The following is a 25,073-nucleotide window of genomic DNA, read 5'->3' on the forward strand; positions in this document are numbered from 1 at the left end:
ATTACTATGAAGATTTTAGCAGTTTGCGGATTTGGCTGTGGCTCGTCCATGATATTGAAAATGAGTCTGGATAAAGTATGTAAGCAGTTGGATATTGACTGTGAGGTGGAAGCGACAGATATTAACTCGGCCCGAGGAGCCGCATGCGATGCCATTTTTACCAGTGCTGAACTAGCACAAGAGCTTAAGAGTTCATGCAATGTACCTATTTACAGTGTGAAAAAGTATATGGATCTAACGGAAATAAGAGAAGCATTTGAAAAATTTTTAGACGGTACCAATGCTTAATCCCTATGAATTAGGATAAGCATACAGATAAAATTATGAGAAGGGAAAGGTGACTTATATGATGGATTTTATTACAACAAACATTTTACGCAATCCTCCGATTCTACTCGGTTTGATTGCTATGCTGGGCCTTATACTCCAGAAAAAGGGATTTACGGAGATAATAAAGGGAACTCTGCTGGCAGCATTTGGTATGATAATTCTGAATGCAGGTGTTTCTATGCTTGTCGGCTCTATTTTACCGATTAACTCAGCGTTTCAATCCCTTTCAGGGGCCGTTGCTTCAGAAGGACTCAATGATGTAACCTTCACTGGTTCTTATGGAGGTGATGTAGGTCTTGCGATGTTCATTGGCCTTGTTCTGCACATCCTGATTGCCAGATTTACACCGATTAAAACTATTTTCCTTACCGGACATATGCTTTGGTGGTTCCCCTTCATCTTTGTTGCAGCAGGAGTGGAAGCGGGCTTAAGCGGTGCACTTTTGATTGGTATCAGTGCAGTTTTCTCCGCTCTTTACTGGTCCTTGATGCCTTGGCTGCTGCGTAAATATGTATTTGCGGTTACAGAAGATGATTCCTTTACGCTCGGACATCCGACTGGTATCTTGAGTTTGATTGCTGGCTTTGTAGCGAGCAAGACAGGAAATAAAGAAAAATCAACGGAGAGCCTTAATCTTCCCCAAAATCTTTCTTTCTTCCGTGAGATATCCATAACCGGTGCTATCGTTATCTTTATTATGTTTATTGTTGTTGGGATTACGGTTCCTTCTTCTGTCGCAGAAGGACAGAATATGTTTATGACTGCTGTTAACCAGGGCCTTAACTTTGGTGCAGGCTTAATTATTATGCTGCAAGGTGTTCGTATGCTGATCAATCAGATTGTTCCTGCTTTCAAGGGTATTTCTGAGAAGCTCGTTCCCAATGCGCTTCCGGCTCTTGACTGCCCGGTTATCTTCAATTATAAACCGAATGCTGTGCTTATTGGCTTCGTAACAGCAATGATCACATCCACTATTTTAATTATGATTTGTAATACAGCTAATGTATTCCATCTTATGCTCATTCCGTTAGTAATTACATCTTTCTTCGAATGTGGCGCGGCAGCGGTTATCGGTGAAGGACAGGGAGGGCTTCGCGGATGTATTATCGGTACTGTTGTAGCAGCGGTCGTTATGGTTGCCTTAACCGGTATCTCTGCTGTTATGTATTCCGGAACGATTCAGAACTGGATGCTCATTTTCGGGGGTAATGACCTTTCGCTTTTTGGCATTATTGCTAACCTTATCGATAAGCTTTTGGGGGTATTCTAATATGGAATTTCTTTATTTCAAAGAGATACGCCGTCTTCTGGATCAAGTGGAACAGGAGGAATCGGGCGCAATGGAAGCGGCTGTTACAGCTTTGACGGATGCCATACTTAAGAAAAATACAATTTATGTGTTCGGCGCAAGTCATGCGGGGATTCTGGCGGAAGAGCTCTTTTACCGTGCAGGCGGGCTGGTAGTTATTAACCCGATTTTCGGAAGAGAATTGATGCTTGATACTTCCCCGATCACACATACGAGCAGGATGGAACGCCTGGAAGGGTATGGTACTCTTTTGGTAGGGAAGACCTCCATGAAAAAAGGAGATGTTCTTATCGTTCATTCTGTCTCGGGAAGGAACGCTGTGGCGATTGAGGCAGCCCTCGAAGCGAAGAAAAGAGGGGCTCTCGTAATCTGCCTTACGAATCTCAGCTATTCGAAATCTGTTAGTTCCCGTCATACTTGTGGAAAGAATCTGTACGAGATTAGCGATATCGTGATCGATAATCACGGAGAAAAAGGAGATGCCTGTGTGGCGATAGAAGGAATAGAACAGAAAGTAAGTCCAACGTCAACCGTTATTGGTGCGTCTATCCTTAATTCTATCGTTGCCGCTACCGCGCAAGCCTTGGTGGAAGCCGGGGTGGAAACACCACCGATTTTCTACAGTGCCAATGTGGATGGAGGCGATGAGTTAAACCGCAGGATTTATGAGGAATATAAAGAAAATATTCATTATAATTTTTAAGAATTGTTATTTTAGTATAATATTACTAAAATATTATATGATGAGTGCTCCTTCCGATAGATTTTTCTGTCAGAAGGAGCACTTTTTTTAGAAAAGAGCAAGCCGCTCGAATACTCCGTTCACATCAATCTGTCCATATCCCCATATATTATTAGGGTATGTATTGTTAGGACTGCGTGAGGCTCCGCGGATAAGAAGCTGATTGATATCAACTCCTGTGATGGAGGTATAATTACCTCTGGTAACGGCCCATTCGAAGATGAGAGCGATGATACCACAAGTATGAGCTGTGGCAGCGCCTGTACCGGTAAGGGTACCGTATCGGTTATTAGGAAGAGCGCATGTCAATTCATAGCCGGGAGCTGCCAGGCTGGGTTTCGGGAAGCCGGTACGGGTATACCCTCTGCTGGAATCAATTAATATGCTGCCGCTATCTTGGTTGTAGGCGGTAACTGTCAGCGTATGTATGGAGTTACCCGGGGAGGTAATCGTAGTATCCGGATTAGGCTGAAGGAAATAGGTGTTTCTGGAAAGGGCGTCTCCCGATGGAAGCCAGGCATGGAAAGAAAACGGTTCATCTTCCAGATTATGGACAATAAAGCGCCATATGCCTTCCGCAGGGTTGTCAAAACGAAGCAATATGAGCTGTTCGCCGGTCTCCTCTTCAAAGCTGATATTATTGACCCATATCACCCCCGTACTGAATACGAAGCTAAATCGTTCGCAAGTATTGATGCGGGGATAAATTGGCGAAGTGGATTCTCCGCTGGGTGAGATGATATCGATGGAGAGTCGGCTCGGTGCATAGGGCCAAATTTCTATAGAGAATAAGCGGTCTTCTATACCTACCCGCAATTCAAATTCGCTGTTATAAGGTGATGCGGTAATATTGCCGTAATAATGTCTGCCGCTATTCCCTTCATTTCCGGCGGAAATGGCAATACATACGCGGGAGAGCCGGGCGATGTAATCGTAGTAGCTGCTTAGCGCGCTCTGTCCGTCATGGCTGCCATCATTGCTTCCTAGGGCTGTGCATATTGTGATAGGTCTGCCTAATCTATCGGCAACGGACAGAAGATAACGTGCGGCCAGCATAATATCCGATTCCTGATAGCAGATTACATCGTCAGGAACGAAAACAACGCGCCGCAGATTATTTTTTGCCTGTTTTAATTTGACAACGACTAATTCTGCATCCGGAGCCACACCGGAAAAGTCTTGGCCGGTATTGGGGTTTCCGGCTGCAATGCTTGCTAACGCTGTGCCGTGTCCCACCTCATCTTGGCTGGGAACGACGGATAAGGGTTCGCTGGATTGCAAAGCGAGATTGATAAGTTCTTTTGTGTATTCCGAACCAAAAGTCATTCCTTGCGGAGGCTCTCCGGTCTGAATAGTTTGATCCCATATGGAGACAATTTGTGTACTTCCATCGTTACGCTTAAAAGCGGGATGCATATAGTCCACACCCGTATCGATAATCCCTATAAGCGCTCCTGTGCCAAATAAGTTCAAAGCGGGATTGCGCTGAACTGCAGTAACGCCGGATGCCTCGAGGCTAATTGTTGAGGTTAAGGTGTAGATAGAGGGAAAGCGATGATAAGGAGAGGTTCCCAGGTCACAAGCATCTACCTGCCCGCTCAAAACGTGCAGCAAGGAATGGCGATCGTTGAGATAGGTGATATTGTTACCGATATCGTAGGAGGGAACGAGAATGTTATCTATAATCAAGTCATAATAATTTTCATCGAGTATTTTTTCCATAAATAATCTATACCTTTCGCATTAAAAAATAATGAGCCGGTCGAAGACTCCGTCAACATCTAGCTGTCCATATCCCCATATATTGTTCGGATAAGTGAGCTCCGGACTACGATATGCTCCTCTGGTAAGAAGGCGGCGTATGTCGGTACCTGTTATTGAAGTATAGTTTCCACGGACGACAGCCCACTCCAAAAGCATGGCGACAATACCGGTGGCATAAGCTACAGCGGCCCCGGTTCCGGTAGCGGAGCAATAACGGTTGCCCGGAAGCGGACAGTTAAGTTTATATCCGGGAGCGGCGATATCCGGTTTCACCTGATTTGTGCGGGTGTAACCTCTGCCGGAGTTAATCCATATGTTACCGTCCAGAGGGTTATATGCAGTAACTGTCAAAGGGCGTGTGGCGTTGCCGGGAGAGGTAATTGTCGTATCCGGATTAGAATCCGGGAAGTAAGTTTCGAGAGAGATTAAATCGCCCGAGGGAAGCCATGAGTGGAAGGAGAAAGGACCTTCCTCGATGTTGTGAAGATTAAAACTCCATGTGCCGGGAGCGGGATTTTGAAAACGAAGTAGTATGAGTTGTTCGCCGGTCTGTTCCTCAAAGTTAATATTGTTGGTAAAGAGAGTCCCCTGATCGAAACGGAAGTTGAATTGTTCACATATATTAAGCCTTGGATACATAATGGGTGTGGTTTCGCCGCTGGGAGAGGTTACCTCTATCGAGAGGTGGCTGGGGGCATAGGGCCATATTTCCATGGCGAACATCCGATCAGGACTTCCTACCTGCAGTTCGAAAGTGGCATCTTGAAAAGGAGAGACGATATCGCCAAAATAATGTCTTTTGTTGTTTCCTTCATTTCCGGCAGCAATAGAAACACACATCTGCGGCCTGGAAGTAAGAGTATCCAGGTATCCGGTGGTAATTCCGTGTTCGTCACGGCCGCCCTGACTTGTTCCGAGAGTCACACAGATGGCCAGGGGGCGGCTCAACTTATAGGCAATGGATGATAAATAGCGCGCTGCAAAAATAACATCCGATTCTTGATAACAGATGGCATCTTGGGGTACAAAAGCAATTCTTCTCAGACTTGATTTGGTTTCTTTTAGTTTTACGATGACGAAGTCTGCTTCCGGGACGATTCCGCTGAAATTCTCGGCAGAGTTGGGCTTTCCGCCTATGATTCCGGCAACTGCGGTGCCGTGCCCCAGGTTATCCTCTGAAGGAACGATGGTCTGAGTCTCTCCGGACATGAGCGCGAGGTTAATAAGCTCCCGGCTGTATTCGGAACCAAAAGTGAAGCCTTCCGGCGGTATACCTGTCTGTATGGTTTGATCCCATAGAGAAAGGATTCGTGTGCTTCCGTCATTATGCCGAAAGGCAGGATGGGTATAATCGATGCCGGTATCTATGATTCCGATAATAACCCCTCTTCCGTATAGTGAGAGCGATGAGGTATGATTTATTTGCATAGTTTTGGATTCTTCACCGTTAATTAAAGCAGATAAGGTAAGAAGAGAGGGAAAGCGGTGGTACGGATGTATGCCGAGATCACAGGCATTGTCCGGGCCACTTGGAATGTGCAGCAAGGAAAATCTTTCATTTAAAGGGGTAGTATTATTATCGGTATCATAATGTGGCAAAAGGATATTATCAATAATCAAATCATAGAAATCTTCATCGAGTATTTTATTCATAAAATAAGCGAACCTTTCTAGCCTTATGCTATATTTTATATTCTATGAGTAAAAATCTTTAATAGAACAAAAGTGTGCTTCGCCCACTTTCGTGGTTAAAAGCTTTGGCAGCACAGCTTTTGTTTCGCGCGCGTAGCTGCGCATTGCTTGCCCGCAGGGCTTTATTCTATAGGATTAACACTTTTATATTTTATTGTAACAAGGTCTTTCCTATAGAAAAACAAAAGTGTGCTTCGCCCACGCTCGTGGCCGAATCCCAATACAGAAAAAAAGTGGCTAGGGTAAAGTTTTTGTAGGATATTAATTGAATAAAAAGAGAACGCCTCTTTGTGTTATGATTTTAACGACTAAGAAAAAATCGGACACAAAGGAAGGTGCTCTCTATGATTAAAAGTATACAACAGTTTGAAGAAAATGGGGCAAAAAATTTAACAGGAGTTCTGGAAAAGTTTTTGAAAGATCCTCAACAACAAGCAGAGTTTATCTATGGAATTACAGATAGTGTAGTACAGTTAGGACTGGACATGATTGCGGAGACTTTTGAAAGTATGGATGAAGAACTGAGAAACAGCGGATACAGAAGGAGAAACTGGGTCATAAGCAGACGAGATGAAACATCCCTGATTACCAGCCTTGGAACTGTGAGATATTGCAAGACACTGTTTAAGAACAAGAAGACTGGAGCCTGTGAATATCTGCTAGATCGGATCATGGGATTAGAAAGCCATGTAAGGATGACAGAAGATGCACAGGCGCAGATGCTTGAGGAAGCGGTCGACAGTAGCTATCGCAAAGGAGGAATCAGAGCCAGTCTTTCCGAAAAAGTCAGCAAACAGACAGTAAAAAATAAGATACATGATCTGAAATTTCATACAAAACCAGAAAAAATAGAGAATAAAAAACAGGTTTCCTATCTTTATATTGATGCAGATGAAGATCATGTGTCATTGCAGTATCTCGAGAAAAAGGGAGATATCACGAAACCTCGAAGCAACACCAGTATGCCTAAAATAGCCTATGTATATGAAGGTGCGGAATCAGAAGCGCCTAAAAGCGAAAGGTTTAAGCTGATCAATCCGAAGTACTTTGGGGGCATATATGAGGGAAGCAAAGGAGTAGAACAGTTCTGGCGAGAGATTTATGAGTATATCAGCGCCACCTATGACATGGATGCCATAAAACAGATTTATATTAATGGAGATGGTGCAGCCTGGATAAAAAGCGGACGTAAATTTATAGCCGGATCAACCTTCGTACTGGATAAATTCCATATGCAGAAATATATCACAGCAGCAACTTCGCATTTAATGGATTCGTCAGAGGATGCAAGAAGTGAACTGTATGGTGCCATACACAAGAGAGCGAAATGGATGGCATCCGAGACCTTTGAAAAAATCCTGAATATAACAGAAAACGAAGCACAAAGGAAAAAGGTAGAAAGTAGTATGGCTTATATCCTAGGGCATTGGGATGGGATCATGCAGGGTTTGAGAAATAAAGAAACACAAGTGGGATGCAGTGCAGAAGGACATGTGAGCCATATCTACGCAGACAGGATGAGTTCCAGACCATTAGGGTGGAGTAAGCATGGAGTTCACCAAATGGCAAAGCTAAGGATTTATAAAGCAAACAAAGGAAATATGTTGGAGTTGGTGAGAATGCAAAAGCAGGAGTTGCCCATAGCAGTGGGTACAGAAGAAAGAATCTATTTAAGCAGCGAGATGTTTCGATCGGAAAGCAAGCGACTGACAGAGGAACAACGCTATGTAGAAAGGATAACTCATAGCATTCCCTTTCCAGAAGTGAAAAAGATAGCTTATTTTAAAAACCACATTTGGGGATTGTAAAAAGAATAGAAAGTAGGTATATTGTGAAAAGAGGTTAAATCTAAAACACATCAAGGGGATTCTCTACCCAATTAAATCCTACAGTAAATTTACGCTATCAAAAAAGTGGGAACGTTTGCAAAGGCGAGTTGTCCTGTGATATAATTAAACTATTAATACGAAATAACTATTCAGTAGGTCTGCCCATTTGCTGCGCTGACCGTAATAATGTATGGTAAGATAAGGTGGTAATGGTGGATGTATAAATTTGACGGGCGCATACGCTACAGTGAGGTGGACAGCGAAGGAAAGTTATCTCTGGAAGCGCTTTTGAATTATTTTCAGGATTGTTCGACATTTCATTCCGAAGAAATTGGAGTAGGACTGAAATATTTGGTGGATAGACAGATGGCATGGCTTTTGTCGGCATGGCAGATTGTTGTCAAGAGGTATCCGGTACTTTGTGAGAAGGTGATTATCGGAACGGCACCTTATGAATTCAAAGGTTTTATGGGATGCCGTAACTTTTTGATGGAAACGGAGAGCGGAGAGCGGCTTGCTTATGCTAATACGGTATGGACACTAATGGATATGGAGCATATGCGTCCCGCCAGAATTCCTAAGGAGTTGCAAGATGCCTATGTTCTGGAAGAGAGGCTTACGATGGATTATGCACCCCGCAAGATAGCCCTTCCCCGGATGGAGGGGGAGCTTAGAGAGAATCTGGAAGTAAGGCAGCACCACCTCGATACGAATCTCCATGTGAACAATGGTCAATACATACGGATGGCTATGGAATATTTACCGGAGGGGTTTAGTATATGGCAAATGCGGGCAGAATATAAGCAACAGGCCCATCTCGGCGATATTATTATGCCGAAGGTATACATGCCGGAGGAGGAAGTCTGTCTGATTGCGTTGAATAATGAAGAGGGGCAGCCTTACTGCATTACGGAATTTTTGTGTCGGTAGAACCGGCAGGTCTGAAAGGAATACGGATAGAGATATGATAAAATTGGGAGAGATACAGAACCTGGAAGTTGTAAAAAAAGTAGATTTTGGTGTATACCTTGCGACAGAAGGTGAAAATGCGGAAGAAAGGGTACTTCTTCCGGAAAAGCAGGTTCCTGAAGGAACTGAAATCGGAGATACCGTACGGGTGTTTATATACAGGGATTCTAACGACCGGCTCATTGCTACGACTAGAGAGGCGGCACTTACTTTGGGAGAGGTAGCTCTTTTGAAAGTAGCCCAGGTAGCTAGGATCGGTGCCTTTTTGGATTGGGGACTCGAGAAGCAATTGCTGCTTCCCTTCAAGGAACAGACTTGGCAGGTGCGAGAGGGCGAAGAATGTCTGGCGGCGCTTTATATCGACAAGAGCAACAGACTGTGTGCGACGATGAAGGTATATCATTATCTGGATACGAATAGTCCTTATAAAAAGGATGATCGTGTTACCGGGCGTGTTTATGAGATTAGTAGGGAGTTCGGTGCCTTTGTAGCGGTAGATGATAAATACTCGGGCTTGATTTCTGTAAAAGAGATGTACGGACCGGTTCGCGAAGGGGATATTGTGACTGCGAGGGTCGCAAGTGTGAAGGAAGACGGGAAACTCGATCTTAGCATTCGTGAGAAGGCATATATTCAGATCGGTACCGATGCGGATCAGATCATGGAAGTAATTGAGAGCAGAGGAGGCGAGCTTCCTTTTAATGATAAAGCGGATCCGGAGACTATTAAACGAGAAATGGATATGAGTAAGAATGAGTTCAAGCGTGCGGTGGGACGACTGCTGAAGGAAGGCAAGATAACGATCGGTGATAGTTATATAAAAAAATGTGACGTATAGGTTATCTGGTAACAGTTCAGCCATCAACACCGCGAGGTGTTTTGGTGAGCGAAGATCATAGAAAACCCGAGTTTGGCAAGCGCGAAATACTGCTATGGAGTATTTCTGCGCATAAATTGTTGCTAGGAAGCCGTAGGCTGAATAGTAACGTTATCTGATAATTAGCTTGCATATTCACTGTAAAATAAGTATAATCATGATGTAATAACTATTCAATAGATCTGCGCATTCACTGCGCTGACCGTGAGAATACGTGGAACAGTTACAATAAAAGACTTAATATTAGAAGGGAGAATAAAATGAAAGTACAAAATATTAGAGATATTGATAAGTTCTTTAAAGTAGTAGATAGCTGTGTAGGTAAGGTGGAATTGGTAACGGGAGAGGGAGACAGATTGAATCTGAAGTCTAAGCTTTCTCAGTATGTATCTATGGCGAATATTTTCTCTGATGGAACGATTGCAGAGCTTGAGTTAATTGCTTATGAGCCGGAAGATATTACGAAATTAGTTAACTTTATGATGGAGAATTAGGATAAGGATAGTAAATGAACAGTAAAAAGGTAAATAGGATTTTCCTGGCAATAATTTTAATCCATATTGTGGTCGTTGTACTGCTTGGAATGGTAAGTCCTTTTTTTACATTGTCAATCGTGCCTAACTTTATATTTAGTCAGATAATCGTGCTGGCTCCGGCTCTTATTGGTGTAGCGCTTTCCGGAGAAAATCTCATTAAGCTTTCCGGTTTTCGAAAGATAAAGATATCTTCGGTGCTGATGATTATTCTTTTTACGTTTCTGGCTATGCCTTTGACTACTGTAATCAATGCAATTTCCATGTTATTTGTGGATAACACGGTAGCAGCAATTAGTGGGGATATCTTAGGAGTCCCCTTTTTTGTTATGCTTTTCATTATTGGTATTTTAGGTCCATTCAGTGAAGAACTGATTTTTAGGGGTATTATCTATCAGGGCTATAAGAAATCGGGAACAACGTTTATGTCACTTTTGTTGTCGGCGTGCCTGTTTTCCCTTATGCATATGAATTTTAACCAGGCGGCTTACGCGCTCGTAATCGGTATGATTCTCGCGCTTCTTGTAGAAGCTACGGGCAGCCTGTGGAGTTCCATTCTGTTCCATATCATATTCAATTCTCAGCAAGTGTGTCTTATGTATTTATACGATATTATGGGTGGGGGAAGTTTAGAAGAGATGCAGACGGGATTTACTACGGATATGATGGTTATGGCAATTAGTGCTTATCTCATCATTGCAGCCGTGACGACAACCTTAGCGGGCTGTGTGCTCGCGTGGATTGCTAAAAATGAAAAGCGCGAAGAAAATCTCCGCGCTGTGTGGGCCGATAGGAAGAATAAAACAGGTAATCCTATGGTTACTGTGCCGCTTTTAGTAGCAATTGTTCTGGCACTTTTCTATATGAGTCTTGATTTTGTCATATAGTGATAGAATCTATGTAACAGTTCAGTAGCCTCACTGTTACGAATTATACCTTGTCCGCAAGCGGACAAGATATGTTTCTTGCACACTCGCTTTGCTCGGCGCAGTATAATATTGTTAAAATATTATACACTATACAAATAAATCAATATTTCCGCCAATGGCGGGATTTACCGATAATTCCATGGAGGACTTCATCATGTCCACCATTTCACCACCGACAGATTCCATGCTGTCTAATGACTTGGAAAGCATGGCAACACTTACATCAGACATTGTCTGCACTTGTGCAAGTGACATTGATAATGCAGGAATATCCATAATTACCACCTCCGTATATTGTAGTTGTTATTCTTATGTATATTAATATTGCAAGTATATCATATTTTTGCTATACTTGACAAGTCGGGAAAAGACGGAAGATATTGCCGGGGAATTATATTTGGAGCATATGGAGAAATGATGGTGAAGATATGCAGAAAATGGATATTTTAGGAATTACACTTACCGATTATTCTCTCAAGGAATCGCTTTTTCTGGTGGATAGTTTTATGAAAAAAGGTGCGCTCAGTACAATTCTTTATGTGACGACACCAATGCTCATATTGGCAGGAAAAGATGAATGCGAAAAGGAACGGATAGAATCCATGGATATGACGCTGTGTGGAGAAGCCGATATCTTGCGAGTAGCAAAGATTGATTCCAAAAGTCGTTTGTACGAAGTGGAACATCTCGTTTTTTTGAAAGAATTCTTAAGACGAATTGCGCGAAATGCCCAGACTGTATATTTACTTTCCGATTCGCCGGAGGATATAGAGAATCTGAAGCGTGAATTGAAGGATTTCCAGAGGGGAATTGTAATCAGTGGCCTTCAGATTATTGATGGGTCGACTCGGAAGGTAGAGGATGTTGTGAACAATATTAACGATATTGCTCCTTCGGTCATTATCTCAAGGATGCCTTGGGGAATGCAGGAAAAGTGGATGCAAGATGCAAAGCCGTATATTAACGCCGAAGTATGGCTCGGGATTTCACGCGATATGAAGTTGGGAGAACATCGTGAATCTTTACAGAAGAAAGCAGTGAGCCGAATTTACAAGAAGATGTTCCATAAACGTGTGAACAGATACAATGGAGAAAATGAAAAGAATCGGTGAGCAGATTTGAAATGGAAAAGTTTCAAGTCTGCCTTTTTTATGTAATAGGAAGCACACTTTTATTTTGCTTGTGGAAGTTGACGAGGGAATAAAAAGTGTTTATATTATAAAAGACATAAAAAATACACAAAAAAGTCAAGAATTAGTATGGATTTTTTTGTAGTTTTAAATTAAGATAGAAAGTGGGTGTAGAAAAAACAGATTTCTATCTAAATTATGCTTTGTATAAATTGTATATAAAGCTAAAAAAGAAGGAGTGGGGAAATGATTTCAAATCAAATACTACAAAACACAATTGAGGGTCTTAAAGCAATTACCAGAGTGGAATTATGTGTAATGGACGTGGATGGCAAGGAGATTGCATCTACAACTGCAGGAATGGAAAGCTGCAGTGCACCGTCTGTTGAATTTGCCTCTTCACCGGCGGATTCACAGGAGATACAAGGGTATCAATATTTTAAAATTTTTGATGAGCAGCAGCTCGAATATATCTTAATTGCCGGAGGCGCGGGTGAAGATGTATATATGGTTGGCAAGATGGTGGCTTTCCAGATACAGGGGCTTTTAATCGCTTATAAGGAGCGCTTCGATAAGGATAACTTCATTAAGAACCTTTTACTGGACAACTTGCTTTTGGTGGATATTTATAGCCGTGCGAAAAAGCTTCATATCCAGGCAGATGGTAAGAGAGTTGTTATGATTATCGAGACGGAGAACGGAAAAGACAGCAATGTTCTGGAACTGATGAGAACATATTTTGGAAATAATAGCAAAGATTTCATTACCGCAGTCGATGAAAATAATGTTATAGTAGTAAAGGACTTATCGGAAGGGGATAGTAGCAAGGAAATCGATAAGACGGCCAGACATGCGGAAAGTTATTTGGTGAAAGAAGGAATGAATAACATTAGGATCTCATATGGTACTACAGTCAATGAGATTAAAGAGGTGAGCCGCTCTTACAAGGAAGCGAAGATGGCGCTGGATGTAGGTAAGATATTCTTTAATGAAAGGGATATTATTGCTTATAGTGAACTTGGAATCGGCCGCTTGATTTATCAGCTTCCTATTCCTCTTTGCAAGATGTTTATTAAAGAGATTTTTGGAGGGAAGAGTCCGGATGATTTCGATGAAGAAACTCTTACTACCATTAATAAGTTCTTTGAGAACAGCTTGAATGTGTCGGAGACATCGAGACAGCTGTTCATTCATAGGAATACACTTGTTTACCGATTGGACAAGCTGCAAAAGAGTACAGGGCTGGATCTGCGTGTCTTTGAGGATGCGATTACCTTCAAGATTGCGCTTATGGTCGTGAAGTATATGAAATATATGGAAACTTTTGAATATTGATATTACTACGGGATAAAATAATTAGGTGGGTGAATAACTTTGGTGGATAAAGAAAGAAAAAGACGAAGAGGGAAGAAACAGGCTGACCTTGGGAATGAAATTATTACTCTTGAAAATATCAGCAAGGCATATGCGACAGGCGCGCCGGCATTAAATGGCGTCACCTTACATATTAATAGAGGAGAGTTCGTTTTTATTGTAGGTGATAGTGGTTCTGGGAAATCTACTCTGATTAAGCTTCTTCTTAGGGAACTGACACCGACTTCGGGGAATATTAATGTGATGGGATATGATCTTGTGAAGGTCAGACATAGGAAAATCCCCAAGTTCAGAAGAAATCTTGGTATTGTTTTTCAGGATTTCAGACTGTTAAAAGATAGGAATGTATACGAAAATGTAGCGTTTGCACAGCGTATTATTCAGGTATCCAATAAAGATATAAAAAGAAATGTACCGAGTATTCTTGCAATGGTAGGGCTTGCAGGAAAATATAAGGCGAAGCCAAGACAGCTTTCAGGAGGAGAGCAACAGAGAGTTGCTCTGGCGAGAGCGCTTGTGAATAAGCCGACGATACTGCTTGCCGATGAACCCACCGGTAATCTGGATCCTAAGAATTCATGGGAGATTATGAAGCTTCTGGAACAGATTAATGAGAATGGAACAACAGTTATTGTTGTAACACACAATAGAGAAATCGTGAATTCCATGCAGAAAAGAGTTATTACAATGAAGAGAGGAATCATTGTAAGCGACGAAGAAAAAGGTGGTTATATCGATGAGAATTAATACGTTTTTTTATACGATTGGACAGGGATTTCGCAATATCATAAGAAACAAATGGTTTTCTTTGGCATCCATTGCGACTATTGGTGCATGTCTGTTTCTTTTTGGCCTGTTTTATGCAATCATTACTAATTTCCAGCATATTGTGAAGACGGCGGAGGAAGGCGTATCTGTAACCGTATTTTTTGAAGAGGGAATTGATGATGCGAAAGTATCCGCAATTGGTGATATGATTTCGAAAAGAGTAGAAGTTGCCAATCTCGAGTTCGTTTCGGCAGAAGATGCCTGGGAAAGCTTCAAAGAAGATTATTTGGGAGAATATGCAGATGGATTTACGGAGAATCCGCTGGAGAACTCTTCTCATTATGAGATTTATTTAAATGATGTTTCTCTCCAGCCGGCTCTTGTCACTTACCTCGAATCGGTAGAGGGAATACGGAGAATTAATAAATCTGAGATAACGGCTACGACTTTAAGCGGGATCAATGCGTTAATTGCTTATGTTTCCATTGGAATTATCGGTATTCTTTTTGCGGTATCTATATTCCTTATCAGCAATACAGTAACGATAGGAATTTCCGTTAGAAAAGAAGAGATTAACATCATGAAATATATAGGAGCGACTGACTTTTTTGTTCGATCTCCTTTTGTCATTGAGGGAATGCTAATTGGCATAATCGGTTCTCTCATCCCACTCGGGTTAATATATTTCATATACAACAATATCATTGTTTATGTGGCAGAGCGATTTGCTATGTTGTCACAACTTTTGAACTTTTTACCGGTAGAGGTGATTTTCAATACACTGGCTCCTGTATCTGTTCTGATGGGTGTCGGTATCGGCTTTCTAGGAAGTATCGCAACTGTCAGAAAACACTTAAGAGTATAGGGAATATTGACTATGAAACAGTGGAAGAGGATGCTGTGCGCTTTGCTTTGCATTTTATTAGCTGCTCTGGTGGTTCCGGCCGTATGGCCCGGACCGATGGGAGTGAAGGCTTCCGAGCTTACAAATGAGGCGATTAAGCAGAAGGAAGATGAAATCGAAAGTGCGCGGCAACTGAAAAAAGAACTGCAATCGAACCTTACGAATGTTAAGAAGATAAAGGAAGAGTTGGAAGCATCGAAAAATAATCTTACTGCTTATGTGACAAAACTGGATGGAGAACTTACTACTGTTCAGAGTAAAATAGCTGATTTAATGGAGAAAATAGCAGAAAAAGAAGAAGAAATTGCACTGACCGAGGAAGAGCTTACAGCAGCGATTGCAGATCAGGAGAATCAATACGAAGCCATGAAAAAGAGGATTAAATTCATGTATGAGAAAGGTGATAACCTATACATGGAGCTGCTTTTTTCTTCCTCTACTTTTGGCGAAATGTTAAATAAAGCGGAGTACATCGAATTGCTTTCCTCTTATGACCGCAAGATGCTGGATGATTATGTGGCTACGAGGAAGCTGATTGAATTGTATAAAGAGCAATTAGAGGAAGATAGAGAGTATCTGGAGGAAGCCAAAGCCGGTGTAGAGAAGGAAGAGGCGTCACTTAATGCTTTAATTAATGAGAAACAGCAGACGATAACAGCAGTATCCACGGATATTACGAATAAAGAAGCGGCTATTGCCGAATATGAAGCAGATATTGCAGATCAAAATGCAACGATTGCCGCTTTGGAAAAGGTAGTGGCGGAGGAGAAGGCAAGGCTTGCGGAAGAGAATGGAATAAAGTACGATGGCGGTATGTTTTCATGGCCGGCACCTTCCTATTCAAGGATAAGCGATGATTACGGCAATCGAATTCATCCTATTCTGGGAGTTCCTCAATTTCATAACGGGGTAGATATGGCTGCACCCGGAGGTTCCGCGATTGTGGCAGCCTATGATGGGAATGTAGTAGCATCCGATTATAGCGGTTCTATGGGAAATTATATTATGATAGATCACGGTGATGGGCTATATACGATTTACATGCATGCTTCTGCACTCTATGCTTCAAAGGGGGATTTCGTAACGAAGGGACAAAAGATTGCTGCGGTCGGTTCCACCGGCCGTTCGACCGGCAACCATCTCCATTTCAGCGTGCGTTTGAATGGAAGCTATGTTTCGCCTTGGAATTACTTAAGTAAGTAAAATGGTAACTGTTCAGTACCTGCCCAGTTACGAGCAAAAATCCATTTCAAATCACCTTCGGTGATGGGATTTTTACTTGTTATTCGATGTTATCGTACGGTCAGTGCAGTAAATGCGCAGACCTACTGAATAGTTACGTAAAATGTTACTATTCACGGCTTCGTCATGAACGGTAACAAAATAATTGGAGATGATGGAAATGGAATATAACCTAAATAACGATTCAAACTCAAATTCAAAAGAGAAAAGAAAAAGGAACCCGGAAGGAAGGAAGCGGAGTGGTTTTCTTAGTGGTATTTTTACGGGTGTACTTCTCAGCCTTCTGATTGCGAGTTGTATCTTTACGGTAAGACAGATTTATACGATTTATCAGCTAAGAGAAGCGAATGAAGTTTCCAATGCGGACCTGTCATCGCCGAAAGAAATCGTGAGTGACTTAACAATGTCGAAGCTTCGTGCTATTGAAGAGGCCATTTCCACCTACTATTATGAGGAAGATGTGGATACGCAGACTATGATAGATGGAATGTATGAAGGGGTTGTAGCTTCTCTCGGAGATCCTTATTCCACTTATTATACGGAAGCGGACGTGAAACAGCTTATGGAGCAGACGGAAGGAATTTACTACGGTATCGGTGCCTATGTAGGTATAGATGAAGAGACCGGGCTCGCATATATAAGCGGAGTTTTCGAAGGAACCCCGGCGCAGGAAGCAGGGCTTCGTGACGGAGATGTTATCTATAAGGTGGACGGAGAGGATATGGGGGAGCTGGAGCTTTCAGAAGTTGTGGCTAAAATCAAAGGTCTGGAAGGGACTACAGTGCATCTCACCATTTATAGAGAAGGGGAAAATGATTATCTGGAATTCGATATTGAGCGCAGGAAGATAGAAAGTCCTACGGTAAAATATGAGATGCATAACGGCAATATCGGTTATCTGCAGATTACAGAATTCGATGACGTTACGCTGGATCAATTTACAGAAGCTTTGGCGGTATTGCGGGGACAGGGAATGCAAGGATTGGTTCTCGATCTGCGTTCGAACCCCGGCGGTAATCTGAATACAGTGACGGAGATCGCCAGACAGATGCTTCCGAAAGGTTTAATTGTATATACAGAGGACAGAGAAGGAAATCGAACAGAATATTCCAGCGATGGAACGAAAGTATTCGACTTACCTCTTGTCGTGTTGATTAATGGGTATTCGGCCAGCGCATCGGAGATATTGGCAGGAGCCATCAAGGATTATGATTTGGGCGAATTGGTGGGAACTACCACCTTTGGAAAAGGAATTGTCCAAAGAGTTTTATCCTTATCCGATGGAACAGCGCTTAAACTTACAGTGAGTACCTATTTTACCCCTAATGGCAATAACATTCACGGTATTGGTATTGAGCCTGATGAGGTGTATGAATTCGACGGCGACAGATATTATAATGATGGATATGATAATCAGTTGGAGCGGGCGAAGGAAATTATTACCGAGAAAATTTCTGCATCTGCATCATAAGCTATAAAACTGTATAAAATAAAAATATAAACGTAAAAGAGTACAGAACAAATGTTCTAATTTGTTCTGTACTTTCATTATTTTTTGTGGTAGAATAGAAAGCGGACAGATAACAGATAACTTTTCCGTGGAGGAGAATTCGATGGATCATTTTCAATTAGTGTCGGAATATGCTCCTACCGGCGACCAGCCTCAGGCAATCGCTGAATTGGTAGAGGGATTTAAACAGGGCAATCAATTCCAGACCTTGCTCGGTGTCACCGGTTCGGGCAAGACGTTTACGATGGCGAATATTATAGCGGCGCTGAATAAGCCCACTCTTATTATAGCCCACAACAAAACATTAGCAGGGCAATTATATGGAGAATTCAAAGAATTTTTTCCGAATAATGCGGTGGAATATTTCGTATCCTACTATGACTATTATCAGCCGGAGGCTTATGTCCCTTCCTCCGACACTTATATTGCCAAAGATTCTTCTATTAATGAAGAAATAGACAAGCTGCGCTTATCCGCGACAGCATCTTTAACAGAGAGAAGAGACGTGGTTGTAGTGGCCAGCGTTTCCTGTATTTATGGTTTAGGTAGCCCCGATGATTATCAGGAGATGATCGTATCTCTACGTCCGGGAATGACGAAGGATCGAGACCAAGTAATTCGGGAGCTGATCGAGATACAATATGACAGGAACGATATGGATCTTGCGAGAGGATGTTTTCGTGTACGGGGAGATTGCGTGGAGATTTACCCGGCACAAGGGGGCGATTATCTGATAAGGGTAGAGTTTTTCGGCGATGAGGTAGAGCGGATTGCTGAAACGGATCCCCTAACCGGGCAGGTTCATACAACTTTAGATCATATTGCTATTTTCCCGGCCTCTCATTACGTAGTATCTCCGGAGAAGATTGGTGATGCATGTAAGAATATAGAAGCGGAGCTGGAGGAGCGGGTGCGTTATTTTAAGGGAGAGGATAAGCTGCTTGAAGCCCAGCGCATCTCAGAACGTACCAACTTCGATATTGAAATGTTGAGGGAGACCGGATTCTGTTCCGGTATTGAGAACTATTCCAGACATTTGAATGGCATGGATGCAGGCGCCACCCCTCTTACGCTTATGGATTATTTTAAGGATGATTATTTAATTATTATTGATGAGTCCCACATGACAGTTCCCCAGATAAGGGGGATGTTCGCAGGAGACCGTTCCCGTAAGACTACCTTGGTGGAGTACGGCTTCCGTCTTCCATCGGCGCTGGACAACCGTCCTCTTAATTTCGAGGAATTTGAGGGACATATTGATCAGCTTCTGTTCGTTTCTGCAACGCCCTCTGTTTATGAGGGGGAACATGAACTTTTACGTTCAGAGCAGATTATTCGCCCTACAGGACTTTTAGATCCTGAGGTGGATGTACGTCCGGTGGAAGGGCAGATCGATGACCTCATTTCAGAAGTGAAAAAGGAAGTGGAGAGAAAGAATAAGATTCTTGTCACTACGCTGACGAAGCGTATGGCAGAGGATTTAACTGATTATATGAAGGAAGTTGGTATTCGGGTGAAATACCTCCATTCCGATATCGATACGTTGGAACGGGCAGAAATCATTCGTGATATGCGTCTGGATGTTTTTGATGTATTGGTAGGAATTAACTTGCTGAGGGAAGGACTGGATATTCCTGAGATATCATTGGTAGCTATTTTGGATGCGGATAAGGAAGGTTTCCTTCGTTCTGCGACTTCCCTGATACAGACGATAGGGCGTGCGGCGAGAAATGCACAGGGGCATGTTATTATGTATGCGGATGTCATAACAGATTCTATGCGGGCTGCTCTTACGGAGACAGAGCGCCGTCGCGAGATTCAGCAGAAGTACAATGAAGAACATGGAATTACACCGCAGACTATTAAGAAAGCGGTAAGGGATTTAATCAGCATATCCAGGACGATTGCCAAAGAAGAGCTTAAATTCGAAAAAGATCCTGAATCCATGAACAGGAAGGAATTAGAGAAGTTAATCGGAGATATTCAGAAGAAAATGAAGCAGGCGGCTGCAGATTTGAATTTCGAAGCGGCAGCGGAGCTTCGCGATAAAATGGTAGAGCTGAAAAAACAATTGGCATCTTTAGATGATGAAGATAAAGGAAATTAATTATTTAATAGGTCTGCGCATTTACTGCGCTGACCATAAGAATACATGGAAAGAAGCGATAGGGAGGCCTAACGGAGATGGAAAGCGAGAATAAGAAAATGCTCCCCAGAAGGGAATATATTAAAATACGGGGAGCAAGTGAACATAACTTGAAAAATATAGATGTGGATATTCCCAGAAATGAGCTGGTAGTTTTAACGGGCTTATCCGGGTCGGGAAAGTCCTCTCTGGCATTCGATACAATTTATGCCGAAGGGCAGAGGAGATACATGGAATCCCTATCTTCCTATGCAAGGCAGTTTCTCGGGCAGATGGAGAAGCCCAATGTGGAGAAGATAGAAGGACTTTCGCCTGCGATTTCTATCGATCAGAAATCGACGAACCGCAACCCTCGTTCCACGGTGGGAACGGTTACGGAGATTTACGATTATTTTCGTTTGCTCTATGCGAGAATCGGTATTCCGCATTGTCCTTGCTGTGGAAAGGAAATAAGAAAACAGACTGTGGATCAAATGACAGATCAGATTATGGGACTCCCGGAAGGAACGAGAATTCAACTTTTGGCGCCGGTGGTAAGAGGGCGTAAGGGCGAACATGCGAAAGTGTTCGACAGGGCTAAAAGAAGCGGATACGTGAGAGTGCGCGTGGACGGTAATTTATATGAACTGTCGGAAGAGATTAAACTGGATAAGAATATAAAGCATAGTATTGAAGTAATTGTGGACAGGCTTGTTGTAAAGCCTGGAATTGAAAGGCGTTTGACTGATTCTATAGAAAATGTTTTGGAGTTGGCAGAGGGGCTTTTAGTTGTGGATGTTCTGGAGGGTGAGCCGATGAATTTCAGTCAGAGCTTTTCCTGCCCTGACTGTGGAGTGAGTATTAGTGAGATAGAGCCAAGAAGTTTTTCCTTTAATAATCCTTTCGGTGCCTGCCCGGAATGTTTTGGACTCGGCTACAAGATGGAATTCGATGTGGATTTGATGATTCCGGATAAAAGCCTGAGTATCAAGCAGGGAGCGATTAAAGCGATGGGCTGGCAGTCCTGCAGCGATCCGGGAAGCTTTACAAATGCGGTATTGCAGGCGTTGTGCAGAGAGTATGGATTTGATCTGGATACGCCATATGAGAAGTATTCAGATAAAGTGAAGTATGTATTAATTCAAGGCACAGACGGTAAAGAGGTGAATGTGCATTATAAAGGTCATAGAGGAGAGGGTGTATATCCGGTGGCCTTCGAGGGTCTTGTTAAGAACATGGAACGTCGTTACCGTGAAACGGGATCTGAGACGATGAAGCAGGAGTATGAGACCTTTATGAACATTACTCCCTGTAAGAAATGTAAGGGAATGAGACTTAAGGAAGAAGCCTTAGCAGTTACAGTCAGCGACAAGAATATTTATGAAATCACTTCTTTCTCCATCGGCAGTCTGCATCAGTTTCTAAGCGGAATGGAATTGACAAAACAGCAGGAGCTTATCGGTAAACAGGTACTTAAGGAGATAAAAGCAAGAGTAGGATTTCTCATCGATGTAGGATTGGATTATCTCTCTCTTTCAAGAGCCACAGGAACACTTTCCGGAGGAGAGGCTCAAAGAATTCGCTTGGCAACGCAAATCGGCTCGGGACTTGTAGGTGTTTGCTATATTCTGGATGAGCCGAGCATCGGACTTCATCAACGTGACAACGATAAGCTGCTCAATACATTGCGCAATCTGAAGGATATGGGGAATACTCTTCTGGTAGTAGAGCATGATGAAGATACGATGATGGCAGCCGATTATATTGTGGATATCGGGCCGGGTGCCGGTTCTCACGGTGGAAAAGTGGTGGCTTGCGGAAATGCGCAAGAGGTAATGGATACACCGGAATCGGTGACCGGACAGTATTTGAGCGGAAGAATACAAATACCCATTCCGGAGAAAAGAAGAGAACAAACGGGCGAACTATTTATTAAAAAGGCGCAGGAAAATAACTTAAAGGGTATTAACGTTAAGATTCCTTTGGGAGTGTTAACTTGTGTGACCGGCGTATCCGGATCGGGGAAAAGTTCTTTGGTCAATGAAATACTGTATAAACATTTGGCCAGGGATTTGAATCGCGCGCGGACTATTCCGGGGAAACACGCCGGTATTGATGGCATCGATCAATTGGATAAGGTAATCGATATCGATCAGTCTCCGATTGGAAGGACACCACGCTCTAATCCGGCTACCTATACCGGTGTTTTTGATCAGATTCGGGATTTGTTTGCAACCACCTCGGATGCCAAGGCGAAAGGATATAAAAAGGGTCGTTTCAGCTTCAACGTAAAGGGAGGAAGGTGTGAGGCCTGCAGCGGAGATGGAATCATTAAAATAGAGATGCACTTCCTCCCCGATGTCTATGTTCCTTGCGAGGTCTGTGGCGGTAAGCGATATAATCGAGAGACCCTGGAGGTAAAATATAAGGGAAAAAGCATCTATGATGTACTGGATATGACGGTAGAGGAAGCGGTAGGATTCTTCGAAAATGTACCTTCTATTCGTCGAAAAATAGAAACACTGAATGATGTAGGTCTATCTTATGTGAAACTTGGACAGCCCTCCACCACATTGTCGGGAGGCGAGGCGCAGAGAATTAAGCTGGCTACTGAGTTGAGCAAAAGGAGTACCGGCAAGACCATTTACATTCTGGATGAGCCGACGACAGGGCTTCACTTTGCGGATGTTCATAAATTGACAGAAATATTGCATAAACTGGCAGACGGCGGCAATACAGTGGTGGTCATCGAGCATAATCTGGATGTGATTAAGACGGCAGACTATATTATAGACATAGGACCGGAGGGTGGAGATAAGGGAGGAACTGTTATTGCACAGGGAACTCCGGAAGAAATCTCGAAAAATGAGAAGTCCTACACAGGTTTTTATGTGAAAAAGATGTTGGAACGATATGAAAAGAATAAAAAACATCTTAAGGAATCGACAAAATCATCCGATATCATATAAAATATAACAAGCATGGATGCGGCAAATGAAGCGGAAGGAACCGCTTTCATTTGCTGTGTCTGATTTTTTTATAAAATTTTCGGAAACCCCTTTGAAAATCATAATCTTTAAGGTATAATAGCAATGTGTGTTTAGCTTTAGGATGTTTATAAAATTTATAAAAAATGAAGATAGATATTGAGCATAAGCGGATAAGAAGAAAGGGGTTCAAATATATGCAGTACACAGACATAGGAATTGATTTGGGAACAGCCAGCATTTTGGTATATATCAGGGGAAAGGGTGTTGTGTTAAAGGAACCTTCTGTAGTGGCTTTCGACAGAGATACGGACAAGATAAGAGCGATTGGTGAAGATGCGAGATTGATGCTTGGAAGGACTCCCGGCAATATCGTAGCGGTAAGACCGCTCAGACAGGGTGTTATTTCCGATTATCGTGTAACTGAGAAGATGATGAAATATTTCATTCAGAAGGCTCTGGGCAAGAAGACCTTCCGTAAGCCGCGCATCGCTGTATGCGTGCCGAGTGGAGTAACGGAAGTGGAGAAGAAGGCGGTAGAAGACGCAACCTACCAGGCTGGAGCAAGAGAAGTATCCATTATTGAAGAACCCATCGCAGCAGCAATCGGAGCAGGTATTGACATTTCCAAACCCTGCGGCAACATGATCGTGGATATCGGCGGCGGAACTTCGGATATTGCTGTTATTTCGTTGGGGGGTACGGTAGTGAGTGCATCCATCAAGATAGCAGGAGATGACTTTGATGAAGCCATCGTGCGTTATATGAGGAAGAAACATAATCTGCTGATCGGTGAAAGAACAGCGGAAGATTTGAAAATAAAGATAGGCTCTGCATACAAACGTTCTGAAGTGGATTATATGGATGTAAGGGGACGTAACTTGGTGACAGGCCTTCCGAGAACGGTGCAAGTATCCTCAGAAGAGACAGAAGAGGCACTTCGCGAAACGACGGCGCAGATTGTGGAAACCATTCATAGTGTGCTTGAGAAGACGCCGCCGGAGCTTGCAGCGGATATCGCTGATAGAGGAATTGTTCTTACAGGCGGAGGCAGTTTGCTTCGCGGTCTGGAGGATTTAATTGCATCTAAGACAGGTATTAATACGATGACGGCTGAGGATCCGCTGACAGCAGTTGCTATCGGGACAGGAAAATATGTAGAATTTCTAGCGGGATATAAGGAAGATTAAGGTAACAGTGAGGGTACTGAACGATTACAGATTAAGGGAAGCGTAAAATACTGAGGGTTGATAAAGGAGTAGTTGAATGCTTAAGGGTCTATACACTGCCTATACAGGTATGGTAAATGAACAAAGAAGAATGGACGTCCTTACGAACAATCTGGCCAATGCCAATACGAATGGCTATAAGAAAGAGGGAGCGACAAGTCAGGCTTTTGATGATGTGCTCGCTTTCAAGATTAAGGATATGTCAGAAGGGCGCGGGAGTGCGAGAGCACTCGGCATAAACAACTTGGGGGTAAAGATTGGGGAAGGTTACACGGATTATTCTCAAGGACCGGTGAAGGGAACAGAAAATCCTTTTGATTTGGCATTATCGGGTGAAGGCTTTTTTGAAGTACAGTATATGAATAGAGAGGGCGAGACCTCTACGAAATATACGAGAGATGGAAGCTTTACCATGAATGCACAGGGCTATCTCGTAACCCATGACGGAGATTTTGTCATCAATACTACGGGAGCGCGGATTCGGTTGGATCCTGAACTCGATTTCAGAGTGGATACATCGGGCAATATTATGCAAGGAGATGAGAATTCTCCTGTGACTACAATACGAATTCGAGATTTTGTAGATTATGATTATTTGGAGAAATTCGGTGAGAACTATTATCAGACAGTGGATGGCTATCGGTTTCAAGATGCCACAGCCAAGGTAAATCAGGGATATCTGGAGACCTCCAATATTTCGGTAGTTACAGAGATGACGAATATGATAAATGTATCGAGAGCTTATGAAACGAATCAGAAGGTGATTCAGACTTACGATAGCAGCCTGGAAATTGCTGTTAACCAGCTTGGAAAGCTGTAGGAGGATAAGA

The 25,073-nt window shown here is 42.7% G+C and carries 21 protein-coding genes; 18 read left to right on the forward strand and 3 right to left on the reverse strand.

The window, feature by feature from the left end; genetic code table 11:
- The first annotated feature begins 6 nt into the window (after positions 1 to 6).
- The 3 genes from RBB56_RS11960 to RBB56_RS11970 are packed head-to-tail and all read left to right on the forward strand — an operon-like array spanning position 7 to position 2,342.
- Entirely contained in the window at positions 7 to 288 is a 282-nt protein-coding gene (locus tag RBB56_RS11960; RefSeq protein WP_306719183.1) for a PTS sugar transporter subunit IIB, read from the forward strand.
- Between the two features lie 58 nt (positions 289 to 346).
- On the forward strand, positions 347 to 1,600 hold the full coding sequence (locus tag RBB56_RS11965) for a PTS ascorbate transporter subunit IIC (RefSeq protein WP_306722145.1): 1,254 nt from the start codon (positions 347 to 349) through the stop codon (positions 1,598 to 1,600).
- A gap of 1 nt (position 1,601) precedes the next feature.
- Complete coding sequence (locus RBB56_RS11970; RefSeq protein WP_306719184.1) at positions 1,602 to 2,342, forward strand: SIS domain-containing protein; 741 nt, start codon at positions 1,602 to 1,604, stop codon at positions 2,340 to 2,342.
- Between the two features lie 87 nt (positions 2,343 to 2,429).
- Here RBB56_RS11970 and RBB56_RS11975 read toward each other — a convergent pair whose 3' ends face one another.
- Entirely contained in the window at positions 2,430 to 4,103 is a 1,674-nt protein-coding gene (locus RBB56_RS11975; RefSeq protein WP_306719185.1) for a S8 family peptidase, read from the reverse strand.
- Between the two features lie 21 nt (positions 4,104 to 4,124).
- Positions 4,125 to 5,798 carry a S8 family peptidase gene (locus RBB56_RS11980; protein WP_306719186.1) on the reverse strand — a complete coding sequence of 558 codons (1,674 nt, stop codon included), beginning with the start codon at positions 5,796 to 5,798 and terminating at the stop codon, positions 4,125 to 4,127.
- Positions 5,799 to 6,181: 383 nt separating this feature from the next.
- On the opposite strand from RBB56_RS11980, the gene RBB56_RS11985 reads away from it, so the two are divergent.
- From RBB56_RS11985 to RBB56_RS12005, 5 genes are all read left to right on the forward strand, one after another.
- Positions 6,182 to 7,645 (forward strand): ISLre2 family transposase, encoded by a 1,464-nt coding sequence (locus tag RBB56_RS11985; protein ID WP_306719187.1) that lies wholly within the window; start codon positions 6,182 to 6,184, stop codon positions 7,643 to 7,645.
- A 237-nt stretch (positions 7,646 to 7,882) separates the two neighbouring features.
- A complete protein-coding gene (locus tag RBB56_RS11990; protein ID WP_306719188.1) occupies positions 7,883 to 8,596 on the forward strand; it encodes an acyl-[acyl-carrier-protein] thioesterase in 714 nt (237 codons plus the stop codon).
- 34 nt (positions 8,597 to 8,630) lie between these two features.
- Positions 8,631 to 9,473: a CvfB family protein gene (locus RBB56_RS11995; RefSeq protein ID WP_306719189.1), complete on the forward strand. Its 843-nt coding sequence runs from the start codon at positions 8,631 to 8,633 to the stop codon at positions 9,471 to 9,473.
- 299 nt (positions 9,474 to 9,772) lie between these two features.
- The gene (locus RBB56_RS12000; RefSeq protein ID WP_306719190.1) at positions 9,773 to 10,006 is read left to right on the forward strand and encodes a polya polymerase; all 234 of its coding nucleotides are present in this window, start codon (positions 9,773 to 9,775) and stop codon (positions 10,004 to 10,006) included.
- 14 nt (positions 10,007 to 10,020) lie between these two features.
- On the forward strand, positions 10,021 to 10,932 hold the full coding sequence (locus RBB56_RS12005; protein WP_306719191.1) for a CPBP family intramembrane glutamic endopeptidase: 912 nt from the start codon (positions 10,021 to 10,023) through the stop codon (positions 10,930 to 10,932).
- Between the two features lie 129 nt (positions 10,933 to 11,061).
- Here RBB56_RS12005 and RBB56_RS12010 read toward each other — a convergent pair whose 3' ends face one another.
- A complete protein-coding gene (locus RBB56_RS12010; protein WP_306719192.1) occupies positions 11,062 to 11,229 on the reverse strand; it encodes a YjfB family protein in 168 nt (55 codons plus the stop codon).
- Positions 11,230 to 11,402: 173 nt separating this feature from the next.
- Here RBB56_RS12010 and RBB56_RS12015 point away from each other — a divergent pair, with 173 nt between their 5' ends.
- The 10 genes from RBB56_RS12015 (at position 11,403) to RBB56_RS12060 (ending at position 25,063) form a co-directional block, all read left to right on the forward strand.
- Positions 11,403 to 12,086: a WecB/TagA/CpsF family glycosyltransferase gene (locus tag RBB56_RS12015; protein WP_306719193.1), complete on the forward strand. Its 684-nt coding sequence runs from the start codon at positions 11,403 to 11,405 to the stop codon at positions 12,084 to 12,086.
- A 264-nt stretch (positions 12,087 to 12,350) separates the two neighbouring features.
- Positions 12,351 to 13,439 carry a PucR family transcriptional regulator gene (locus RBB56_RS12020; RefSeq protein ID WP_306719194.1) on the forward strand — a complete coding sequence of 363 codons (1,089 nt, stop codon included), beginning with the start codon at positions 12,351 to 12,353 and terminating at the stop codon, positions 13,437 to 13,439.
- A gap of 99 nt (positions 13,440 to 13,538) precedes the next feature.
- A complete protein-coding gene (gene ftsE / locus RBB56_RS12025) occupies positions 13,539 to 14,225 on the forward strand; it encodes a cell division ATP-binding protein FtsE (RefSeq protein ID WP_306722146.1) in 687 nt (228 codons plus the stop codon).
- Positions 14,215 to 15,111, forward strand: a complete 897-nt coding sequence (gene ftsX, locus RBB56_RS12030) for a permease-like cell division protein FtsX (RefSeq protein WP_306719195.1) — start codon at positions 14,215 to 14,217, stop codon at positions 15,109 to 15,111. Before ftsE ends, ftsX begins: the two co-directional genes overlap by 11 nt.
- Positions 15,112 to 15,123: 12 nt before the next feature.
- Positions 15,124 to 16,353, forward strand: coding sequence for a murein hydrolase activator EnvC family protein (locus tag RBB56_RS12035; protein ID WP_306719196.1), 1,230 nt, complete (start codon positions 15,124 to 15,126; stop codon positions 16,351 to 16,353).
- 199 nt (positions 16,354 to 16,552) lie between these two features.
- A complete protein-coding gene (locus tag RBB56_RS12040; protein ID WP_306719197.1) occupies positions 16,553 to 17,863 on the forward strand; it encodes a S41 family peptidase in 1,311 nt (436 codons plus the stop codon).
- Between the two features lie 142 nt (positions 17,864 to 18,005).
- Positions 18,006 to 20,009: an excinuclease ABC subunit UvrB gene (gene uvrB, locus RBB56_RS12045; RefSeq protein WP_306719198.1), complete on the forward strand. Its 2,004-nt coding sequence runs from the start codon at positions 18,006 to 18,008 to the stop codon at positions 20,007 to 20,009.
- A 77-nt stretch (positions 20,010 to 20,086) separates the two neighbouring features.
- Positions 20,087 to 22,996, forward strand: coding sequence for an excinuclease ABC subunit UvrA (uvrA, locus tag RBB56_RS12050; RefSeq protein WP_306719200.1), 2,910 nt, complete (start codon positions 20,087 to 20,089; stop codon positions 22,994 to 22,996).
- A 215-nt stretch (positions 22,997 to 23,211) separates the two neighbouring features.
- Positions 23,212 to 24,204 (forward strand): rod shape-determining protein, encoded by a 993-nt coding sequence (locus RBB56_RS12055; RefSeq protein ID WP_306722147.1) that lies wholly within the window; start codon positions 23,212 to 23,214, stop codon positions 24,202 to 24,204.
- Between the two features lie 76 nt (positions 24,205 to 24,280).
- Positions 24,281 to 25,063 (forward strand): flagellar hook-basal body protein, encoded by a 783-nt coding sequence (locus tag RBB56_RS12060; RefSeq protein WP_306719201.1) that lies wholly within the window; start codon positions 24,281 to 24,283, stop codon positions 25,061 to 25,063.
- Positions 25,064 to 25,073 lie beyond the last annotated feature (10 nt).

The organism is Kineothrix sp. MB12-C1 (genome assembly GCF_030863805.1).
GTDB lineage: Bacteria > Bacillota > Clostridia > Lachnospirales > Lachnospiraceae > Kineothrix.

Coding starts and splice junctions, on each gene's coding strand:
- RBB56_RS11975 (WP_306719185.1), bottom strand. CDS start 4,103: ATGGAAAAAATACTCGATGAAAATTATTATGACTTGATTATAGATAAC.
- RBB56_RS12060 (WP_306719201.1), top strand. CDS start 24,281: ATGCTTAAGGGTCTATACACTGCCTATACAGGTATGGTAAATGAACAA.
- RBB56_RS12010 (WP_306719192.1), bottom strand. CDS start 11,229: ATGTCACTTGCACAAGTGCAGACAATGTCTGATGTAAGTGTTGCCATG.
- uvrB (WP_306719198.1), top strand. CDS start 18,006: ATGGATCATTTTCAATTAGTGTCGGAATATGCTCCTACCGGCGACCAG.
- RBB56_RS11990 (WP_306719188.1), top strand. CDS start 7,883: ATGTATAAATTTGACGGGCGCATACGCTACAGTGAGGTGGACAGCGAA.
- RBB56_RS11960 (WP_306719183.1), top strand. CDS start 7: ATGAAGATTTTAGCAGTTTGCGGATTTGGCTGTGGCTCGTCCATGATA.
- RBB56_RS12005 (WP_306719191.1), top strand. CDS start 10,021: ATGAACAGTAAAAAGGTAAATAGGATTTTCCTGGCAATAATTTTAATC.
- RBB56_RS12035 (WP_306719196.1), top strand. CDS start 15,124: ATGAAACAGTGGAAGAGGATGCTGTGCGCTTTGCTTTGCATTTTATTA.
- RBB56_RS12040 (WP_306719197.1), top strand. CDS start 16,553: ATGGAATATAACCTAAATAACGATTCAAACTCAAATTCAAAAGAGAAA.
- RBB56_RS11965 (WP_306722145.1), top strand. CDS start 347: ATGATGGATTTTATTACAACAAACATTTTACGCAATCCTCCGATTCTA.
- RBB56_RS12055 (WP_306722147.1), top strand. CDS start 23,212: ATGCAGTACACAGACATAGGAATTGATTTGGGAACAGCCAGCATTTTG.
- RBB56_RS12020 (WP_306719194.1), top strand. CDS start 12,351: ATGATTTCAAATCAAATACTACAAAACACAATTGAGGGTCTTAAAGCA.
- RBB56_RS11970 (WP_306719184.1), top strand. CDS start 1,602: ATGGAATTTCTTTATTTCAAAGAGATACGCCGTCTTCTGGATCAAGTG.
- ftsX (WP_306719195.1), top strand. CDS start 14,215: ATGAGAATTAATACGTTTTTTTATACGATTGGACAGGGATTTCGCAAT.
- uvrA (WP_306719200.1), top strand. CDS start 20,087: ATGGAAAGCGAGAATAAGAAAATGCTCCCCAGAAGGGAATATATTAAA.
- RBB56_RS12015 (WP_306719193.1), top strand. CDS start 11,403: ATGCAGAAAATGGATATTTTAGGAATTACACTTACCGATTATTCTCTC.
- RBB56_RS11980 (WP_306719186.1), bottom strand. CDS start 5,798: ATGAATAAAATACTCGATGAAGATTTCTATGATTTGATTATTGATAAT.
- RBB56_RS11995 (WP_306719189.1), top strand. CDS start 8,631: ATGATAAAATTGGGAGAGATACAGAACCTGGAAGTTGTAAAAAAAGTA.
- RBB56_RS12000 (WP_306719190.1), top strand. CDS start 9,773: ATGAAAGTACAAAATATTAGAGATATTGATAAGTTCTTTAAAGTAGTA.
- RBB56_RS11985 (WP_306719187.1), top strand. CDS start 6,182: ATGATTAAAAGTATACAACAGTTTGAAGAAAATGGGGCAAAAAATTTA.